Source organism: Actinomadura sp. 7K507, assembly GCF_004348425.1.
Classification (GTDB): Bacteria; Actinomycetota; Actinomycetes; order Streptosporangiales; family Streptosporangiaceae; genus Spirillospora.
This window is the reverse complement of sequence record NZ_SMKK01000358.1, coordinates 1-6,890: the sequence shown is the minus strand read 5'-3', so window position 1 is coordinate 6,890 and position 6,890 is coordinate 1. Positions and strand designations below refer to the sequence as shown.

7 protein-coding genes are annotated in these 6,890 nt (G+C 73.2%); 4 read left to right on the top strand and 3 right to left on the bottom strand.

The genetic code is table 11. The features are described 5' to 3' along the window. Positions 1-624 (bottom strand): SUMF1/EgtB/PvdO family nonheme iron enzyme (locus tag E1285_RS42185; RefSeq protein WP_132160428.1); only part of this gene is annotated, 624 nt, incomplete at its 3' end. Between the two features lie 361 nt (positions 625-985). Here E1285_RS42185 and E1285_RS42180 point away from each other — a divergent pair. After that, positions 986-1,411 (top strand): VOC family protein, encoded by a 426-nt coding sequence (locus tag E1285_RS42180; RefSeq protein ID WP_207947218.1) that lies wholly within the window; start codon positions 986-988, stop codon positions 1,409-1,411. A 23-nt stretch (positions 1,412-1,434) separates the two neighbouring features. On the opposite strand, the gene E1285_RS42175 is transcribed toward E1285_RS42180, so the two are convergent. Beyond that, a complete protein-coding gene (locus tag E1285_RS42175; RefSeq protein ID WP_132160424.1) occupies positions 1,435-2,205 on the bottom strand; it encodes a class I SAM-dependent methyltransferase in 771 nt (256 codons plus the stop codon). Between the two features lie 75 nt (positions 2,206-2,280). On the opposite strand from E1285_RS42175, the gene E1285_RS42170 reads away from it, so the two are divergent. Continuing rightward, positions 2,281-2,781 carry a helix-turn-helix domain-containing protein gene (locus E1285_RS42170; RefSeq protein ID WP_243723437.1) on the top strand — a complete coding sequence of 167 codons (501 nt, stop codon included), beginning with the start codon at positions 2,281-2,283 and terminating at the stop codon, positions 2,779-2,781. Between the two features lie 5 nt (positions 2,782-2,786). Here E1285_RS42170 and E1285_RS42165 read toward each other — a convergent pair whose 3' ends face one another. After that, positions 2,787-3,923, bottom strand: coding sequence for an ROK family transcriptional regulator (locus E1285_RS42165; RefSeq protein ID WP_132160422.1), 1,137 nt, complete (start codon positions 3,921-3,923; stop codon positions 2,787-2,789). Between the two features lie 147 nt (positions 3,924-4,070). Here E1285_RS42165 and edd point away from each other — a divergent pair, with 147 nt between their 5' ends. Then, positions 4,071-5,882, top strand: a complete 1,812-nt coding sequence (gene edd, locus E1285_RS42160) for a phosphogluconate dehydratase (RefSeq protein WP_132160420.1) — start codon at positions 4,071-4,073, stop codon at positions 5,880-5,882. Then, positions 5,879-6,890: glucokinase (glk, locus tag E1285_RS42155; protein ID WP_132160418.1), on the top strand; the 1,012-nt coding region annotated here is incomplete at its 3' end. The genes edd and glk, both read left to right, overlap by 4 nt.

Sequence of the window (6,890 nt, the reverse complement as noted above, 5' to 3'; positions counted from 1 at the left end):
GTCGTCGATGCGCAGGGTGGGGTGGCTCTTGCGGCGGCACGACGCACGGCAGCCCCGGGGAGGGTCATGCCACCCCCCGCCGCGAAACACGCGGTACGGGCCGTAGACGTCCGGGTCGTAGTGGTCCCAGCACCACTCCCACACGTTGCCGATCATGTCGTGGAGGCCCCACGCGTTCGGTGCCCTGGTCGCGACGTCGTGTACCTCGCCGCCCGAGTTCTCGCGGTACCAGGCGATCTCGTCCAGTTTCCCGTAGCGGACGCCGGAGGTACCGGCCCTGCACGCGTACTCCCACTCGGCCTCGGACGGCAGGCGATAACCGTCCGCCTCCCAGGCGCACTCCACGTCCTGCGCGTCGGGGTCGTCTCCCAGCGAGTAACAGGGTTCGAGCCCCCTCGCCTCCGAGAGCAGGTTGCAGAACCGGACGGCGTCCTGCCAGGACACTTCGGTCACCGGCGTCCGCGGCCCGGCCGGGCTCACCGGCACCTCGTCCCGGACGGTTCCGTAAAGCTCGCGATTGACGGGATGCGCCGCCAGCCGGAAGGCTGCGACCTCGGCCCCCCAAGTCCTCCCCGTACCCTCGTCCCGCAGGACGATCTCCCCGGCGGGGATATCGATCAGCATGGCCCCTTCCTACCCGACCGGTCCGATCGGGTAGGAACGCGGTCGCCGACTCGCGGGCCTCGCTCCGAAAATGCCCCGGCCCCGTGGACTGCTATGAGACGAACACCGAGGTCGACGTGCTGCTCTGGGAAGTGCCTCCCACGGCGCGGAAGCCGGACGCGGTGCTGCATCGGTGCATCCCGGATTTCGAGCAGCCGGCGGCCGAGCACGTCCTGATCGTCGCGGAGGTCCTGTCGACCGGGCGCGGCTGGAAAAAATTCAGAGCGGATCCTGTGTCGAGAATGCGGTGTCGGCTCCGTCCCAGGTACATCAAGAGCCAGGACGGCCAAGCGACGTGGAGGGAACCACCATGGCGATCCGGATGGACAACATTCTCATCGTTGTCGACGACCTTGAGGCGGCCACCGCGTTCTTCGCCGAACTCGGTATGGAGGTGGAGGGCAAGGCGCCCGTCGAAGGGCCTTCGGTCGACAGCGTCGTCGGGCTCGAAGGCGTCCGTGCCGACATCGTGATGCTGCGGACCCCGGACGGCCACGGGCGGGTCGAGCTGACGAAGTTCCACACGCCGTCGGCGATCAGCAGCGAGCCGCGGAACGCACCGTCGAACACCCTGGGCATGCGCCGCATCATGTTCGCCGTCGAAGACCTCGACGACGTCGTCGCCCGCCTGCGCACCCACGGCGCCGAGCTGGTCGGCGAGGTGGCTCAGTACGAGGACAGCTACCGGCTGTGCTTCATCCGGGGCCCCGAGGGGATCGTCCTCGGCCTGGCCGAGCAGCTCGGCTGAACGCCTGCGCGTGCGCGGGACGCTCAGTCGCGGCGGGCGTGGCCCAGGTAGGTGACGAGCGGCGGGCCGTCCGGGTCCAGCTCGAACTCCACCATGGACGGCAGCCGGTCGTCGGTGACGCGGCCCGCGCGGCGGGCTCGGGTCGCTTTCACCAGGGCGGGGGCGCTGCGCGGTTTGAACCCGCAGGTGTCGAGGCCGGTGAGGCCGTGGGCGGCCATCCGGGCGGCGAGTTCGGCGGGCGGGCGCAGGCGGGCGGCGGTGTAGCGGCCGGGCGGCATGATGCGGGTGCCGGGGAAACGCTGGAACGCCCCGAGGTAGATCAGCCGGGACAGCGGGGTCCGGTTGACGGTGTCGTAGACCAGCGCGCCGCCGGGGCGCAGGAGCCGGGCGGCGGCGGCCAGCACCGCGTCGAGGTCGTCGGTGATCTCGAAGGTGTCGGCGTAGTAGGCCACGTCGAAGGCGCCGTCGGGCAGCCCTGGACGTTCGGCCGGCGCGGACGTGTAGGTGACGGGGAGGTCCTCGTCGTAGGAGGCCCGGGTCGCCAGTTCGGTGGCGGTGGGCGACGGGTCCACGGACACGACCTCCATGCCGGTGCGGGCCAGGCCGCGCGCCAGTAGCCCGCGTCCGCCGCCGACCACGACCGCGCTGGCTCCGGCGGCCGAGATGTCCCGGTCACGGAGGACGCCGTTGAGGTAGTGGAGGCGTACGTCCTGGAACGTGACCGCCCGCAGGTGGCGCCCGTCCAGGGCCCCGGGTGCGTCCGAGTCCAGGACCAGGTTCGGTGTGGCCGTCATGGCGTCCCTCCGGTGAGTTTCCTTAGGGAACTTACCAGAGCGGGTTTCCTGAGGGAACTCGGGTAGGGTCATGCGGTGACTCGTACGCCGCTCGACCACGTGGCATGCTCCATCGCCCGGGCCACCGACCTGTTCGCCGACGCCTGGACGGCGCTGATCATGCGGGACGTCCTCCTGGGCATCACCCGCTTCGACGACCTGGCCCACGACCTGGGCATCTCCCGCAAGGTCCTGGCCGCGAGGCTGGCGCGGCTGGTGGAGGAGGGCATCCTGACCCGCGAGCGCTACCAGGACCGCCCGCCGCGCGAGCACTACCGCGCCACCGCCAAGGGCGAGGAGCTGTACCCGGTCCTGCTCGCGCTCATGGCGTGGGGCGACCGCTGGTGCGCGGGCCCGGAGGGGCCGCCGGCGCGCATCCGCCATCTGGACTGCGGGCACGACACCGCGCCCGTGACCTGCTGCGCCCAGTGCGGCGGGCCGCTGACGCTCGCCAACACGACCCAGCTGCCCGGCCCGGGTGGACGCGTCGGGCCCGGTACCCGCGTCCTCGGTCCCTTCCTGCTCGAACGCGGCTGACCGGGTCAGCGCGGCGTGGCCGTGGCGGGGGCGTCGAGGGTTTCGGGGGCGAGGATCCGGTCGAGGACCATCGCGGCGCAGCCGGTCAGCCCGGCCGCCTCGCCCAGGCGGCTGGGTTCTATGCGGAGGGTGCGGGTGGCCAGGGCCGTGGAGCGCTGGTAGACGACCTCGCGCAGGCCCGCTATGAGGGGTTCGTCGGCGCCCACCAGGTCGCCGCCCAGGACGACGACGGCGGGGTTGAGGAGGTTGACGGCGGTGGCGACGACCTCGCCTATGCGGCGGCCGGCGTCGCGGAGGAGGGCGACGGTGGCGGGGTCGCCGGAGCGGGCCAGGGCGGCGAGGCCGGACAGGTCTTCGGCGGGGGAGCGGGCCAGCAGGGCGGTGCCGCCCGCGATGGCCTCGACGCAGTTGACGTTGCCGCAGCGGCACGGCGCGTCCGCGGGGGACGGGACGGGGACGTGGCCGATCTCCCCGGCGGCGCCGAGGGCTCCGCGCTGGATGCGGCCGCCCGCGATGAGGCCGGCGCCGATGCCGGTGGAGACCTTGACGAACAGGAGGTCGTGCACCCCGGGGTGGGCCCCGTGCTCGCCGAGGGCGGCGGCGTTGACCTCGTTGTCCAGGTAGGCGGGGACGCCGAAGCGGTCGGAGATCGGGGGGCCGATCTCGACGGCGTCCCAGCGTCCGGTGGTGTGCTCGACCGCGTCGGGGACGCCCAGGCCGACGCCGCGGACGGTGGCGGCGTCGATCCCGGAGGTCTCCAGGAGGGACGCCCACTCGTCGAGGAGCCGGGAGAGCGTCTTGCCGGGGGAGCCCTCCGCCGGGGGGCCGTCGGAGCGGGTGATGATCGTGCCGGCGAGGTCGCAGACGGCGAGCTGGCCGCGGGAATGGCCGAGGTTCGCGACCAGGACGGTCCCGCCGGCGGCGTTGAACTCGAGGCGGGCCGGGGGGCGCCCGCCGGTGGACGGGCCGTCCGCGCGCTCGACCACCAGGCCGCGCGCGATGAGTTCGGCGACGCGGGAGGCCACGGCGGGACGGGACAGGCCGGTGATGCGGCCCAGCTCGGTGCGGGTGGCGATTCCGTCCTCGCGGACCAGGCGCAGCATGTCGCCGCTCGTGGAAGGGCGGGTGACCGGGCGCGGCATCCGGCCAGTCAAGCACGGGCCGTTCGGTACGTCTAGTTGGTCCAACAGAAAGACTTTTGTAAGAAGAAGTTCGTAAGTCCTGTTGTGTGAGTTACGTATGTCTCGGTAGTTTGATGATCTGGACATCCCCTCGGTCTGGAGCGTCTTATGGCTGTGCAACCCGTGCTGGCGGAAGTGACCCGGCGCGTCGCCGAGCGGAGTGCCGCGACGCGCGGCGCGTACCTGCGGCGGATCCACGACGCCCGGACGGACGGTCCGGTACGCGGCGGCATGGGGTGCGCGAACCTCGCCCACGGTTTCGCCGCCTGCGGTGTCCAGGACAAGCTGTGGCTCAGGGGCGATGTCACGCCGAACATCGCGATCGTGTCGGCGTACAACGACATGCTCTCCGCGCACCAGCCCCTTCAGGACTACCCCGACCTGCTCAAGGGCGCGATCCGGTCGGCGGGCGGCACGGCGCAGTTCGCCGGAGGTGTGCCCGCGATGTGCGACGGCATCACGCAGGGCCGCGCGGGCATGGAGCTGTCGCTGTTCAGCCGGGACGTGGTGGCGATGGCGACGGCGGTGGCGCTGTCCCATGACATGTTCGACGGGGCGCTGCTGCTCGGCGTGTGCGACAAGATCGTCCCGGGGCTGGTGATCGGGGCGCTGTCGTTCGGGCATCTTCCGGTGGTCCTGGTGCCGGCGGGGCCGATGGCGTCGGGGCTGCCGAACGACGAGAAGGCGCAGGTGCGCAAGCGGTTCGCGGCGGGGGAACTCGGGCGCGAGCGGCTGCTCGCCGCCGAGGCCGCGTCGTACCACTCGCCCGGCACCTGCACCTTCTACGGGACCGCCAACTCCAACCAGCTCCTGATGGAGGTCATGGGCCTGCATCTGCCGGGGGCGAGCTTCGTCCCGCCGGGCACGAAACTGAGGACCGCCCTGACCGAGGCGGCGGGACGGCGCGTCCTGCAGCTGACCGACCTGTCCGACGGCTACACGCCCATCGGCGAGCTCCTGGACGAGCGCGCGTTCGTGAACGGCATCGTCGCGCTGCTGGCCACGGGCGGCTCCACGAACCACACGCTGCACCTCGTCGCGATGGCCTCGGCCGCGGGCATCGCGCTGACCTGGGACGACTTCGACGAGCTGTCCAAGGCCACGCCGCTGCTCACCCGCCTCTACCCCAACGGGTCCGCCGACGTGAACCACTTCCACGCGGCCGGCGGCACCGCGTTCCTCATCGGCGAGCTGATCGACGCCGGGCTCCTCCACGAGGACGCCAGGACGGTCGGAGGCGACACCTTGGCCGACTACAGGCGCGTCCCGGAGTTCGCGGACGGCAAGGCCGAGTGGCTCGGCACCGTCACCGAATCCGGTGACGCGGACGTCCTGCGCCCGGTCGCGGAGCCGTTCGACACGCACGGCGGCCTGCACACAGTGCGGGGCAACCTGGGACGGGCGGTCATCAAGGTGTCCGCCGTCAAGCCCGAGCACCGGACGATCGAGGCGCCCGCCCGGGTGTTCGACTCGCAGGAGCTGCTCCAGGAGGCGTTCGCCGCCGGGGAACTCGACCGGGACGTGGTGGCGGTCGTCCGCAACCAGGGGCCGCGCGCCAACGGGATGCCGGAACTGCACCGGCTCACCCCGCCGCTCTCGGTCCTGCAAGACCGGGGGCATCGCGTCGCGCTGGTCACCGACGGCCGCATGTCGGGCGCCTCCGGGGCGGTGCCCGCCGCGATCCACGTGTCGCCGGAGGCCGCCGCGGGCGGGCCGCTCGCCCGCGTCCGCGACGGCGACGTCGTCCGGCTCGACGCGGACGGGGGAGTGCTGGAGGTCCTCGTCCCGGACGAGGAGTTCGCGGCCCGCGAGCCCGCGGCGGTGAGCGCCGGCCAGGCGTGGGGCACCGGACGCGAATTGTTCCAGGCCTTCCGGCAGGCGGTCGGCCCGGCCGAGCGCGGCGCCGGGATCTTCGCATGAGCGACGCGGACCGGGGGGCGCGGGGGGCCGCCCCCTCCCGGAGCGCGGGCGTGAGCGGGCCGTGGCTGGTCGCGGACGTCGGCGGCACGAACGCCCGGTTCGCGCTGGTGGACGGCCCGGACGGCGACCCGTCCCGCGTCCACTCCCTCCCCACCCGGGAGCATGCCGGGCTGGCCGAGGCCGCAGCCGCCTACCTCGACCGGTATGCCGGGGACGTCCGGCCGTCCGCCGCGTGCCTGGCGGTGGCCGGGCCCGTCACGGGCGGGACGTTCCGCCTGACCAACGCGGGCTGGCCGCAAGGCACCCCGGAGGCGGTCCGCGCCCATCTCGGGCTGCCCCACCTGGAGATCATCAACGACTTCGAGGCCCTCGCCCTCGCCCTCCCGCGCCTGGGGGGCGACCACCTGGTCCCCATCGGCGCCGACCTCCCGCCCGCCGCCGGGACCCTCGCGGTGGTCGGCCCGGGGACGGGGCTCGGGGTCGCCGGCCTCGTCCCCGCTCCGTCCGGATGGATCCCGCTTCCAGGCGAGGGAGGCCAGGTCGACATCCCGGCCGCGACCGACCGGGAGATCGAGGTCGCGCGGCTGCTGCGTGCCGAGCGCGGCACCGCCACCGCCGAGCTCCTGCTGTCCGGGGACGGCCTCGCCCGCATCCACCGGTACCTCGGGGCGATCGACGGCGAACCGGCGGAACCCGCCGGGCCGCTCACCGCCAAGCAGATCTGCGATCGCCGCGACGACCCGCGATGCCGCGAGGCCCTGCACATGTTCTGCGCGCTGCTCGGGTCGCTCGCCGGGAACGCCGCCCTGACGCTCGGCGCCCGAGGCGGCGTCTTCCTCGGCGGAGGGATCCTGCCGCGCGTCGTGGACGTCCTGCACGACAGCGCGTTCCGTGCCCGGTTCGAGGGGAAACCCCCGGTCGAGGACTACCTGCGCGGCATCCCGACCTCGCTGATCGTGCACCCCGGCCCGGCCCTGGTCGGCGCCACCATGCGGATCGCGCAGAGCC

What these genes read in the sequence shown, in the direction of transcription:
- E1285_RS42180 (WP_207947218.1), top strand. Translation starts at nt 986, where the DNA reads ATGGACAACATTCTCATCGTTGTCGACGACCTTGAGGCGGCCACCGCG.
- E1285_RS42175 (WP_132160424.1), bottom strand. Translation starts at nt 2,205, where the DNA reads ATGACGGCCACACCGAACCTGGTCCTGGACTCGGACGCACCCGGGGCC.
- edd (WP_132160420.1), top strand. Translation starts at nt 4,071, where the DNA reads ATGGCTGTGCAACCCGTGCTGGCGGAAGTGACCCGGCGCGTCGCCGAG.
- E1285_RS42165 (WP_132160422.1), bottom strand. Translation starts at nt 3,923, where the DNA reads ATGCCGCGCCCGGTCACCCGCCCTTCCACGAGCGGCGACATGCTGCGC.